The organism is Bradyrhizobium glycinis (genome assembly GCF_016031655.1).
Lineage (GTDB): Bacteria > Pseudomonadota > Alphaproteobacteria > Rhizobiales > Xanthobacteraceae > Bradyrhizobium > Bradyrhizobium glycinis.
This window is the reverse complement of the sequence record NZ_JACCHQ010000083.1, coordinates 1-617: the sequence shown is the minus strand read 5'-3', so window position 1 is coordinate 617 and position 617 is coordinate 1. Positions and strand designations below refer to the sequence as shown.

Here is a 617-nt window from a genome sequence, read left to right as displayed (position 1 = left end):
GTAAGCGTCGTTTTGATCCCACCTTCTCGTGGCGTGAAGGATAAGCGAGGTTCACGATCTCTTTGAAGGGATCGGCTCGTGTCTATGCTTGACCATACGCTTAAGTCGGATGTGGCAACGGGCCGGTTGGAGGTGATCACAGAGACCGGACGACGCCGTTGGTTCTCCAAGGACGACAAGGTCCGGATTGTCGAGGAGACGCTGGTCCCAGGCGCGGTCGTTTCCGACGTTGCCCGCCGACACGGGCTGACACCCCAACAAGTGTTCACCTGGCGGCGGCAGGCGCGCCAGCTGCCCGCGACGAGGGCTGAGGAGCCGCAATTTGTACCGGCGGTGATAGACGCACCGGCGGCGGCTGGTGGCCGGAAGCGTAAGGCACCGCGATGCAAGGCTAAGCCGGATCTCGGGGGTATCGAGATCGACGTCGATGGCATCATTATCCGGGCCGGTCGCGGCACCGACGCGGCGACGATTGCTGCCATCGTTCATGCGCTGAAGGCGAGCCGGTGATCGGGCCGTCCGGAACGGTCCGGGTGATGGTGGCGACCAAGCCAGCCGACTTCCGGAAGGGAATGGAGGGGCTTGCTGCGCTGGTGCGCGAGCACATCAAGGCTGAT

General features: G+C 63.5%; 1 protein-coding gene. It reads left to right on the top strand.

From position 1 onward, the window contains the following. The first annotated feature begins 84 nt into the window (after nt 1–84). A complete protein-coding gene (gene tnpA, locus HZZ16_RS36985) occupies nt 85–510 on the top strand; it encodes an IS66-like element accessory protein TnpA (protein WP_197955790.1) in 426 nt (141 codons plus the stop codon). Nucleotides 511–617: the final 107 nt, after the last annotated feature.

Excerpts from the sequence above, each read along its gene's own strand:
- tnpA (WP_197955790.1), top strand. The coding sequence starts at position 85 with ATGCTTGACCATACGCTTAAGTCGGATGTGGCAACGGGCCGGTTGGAG.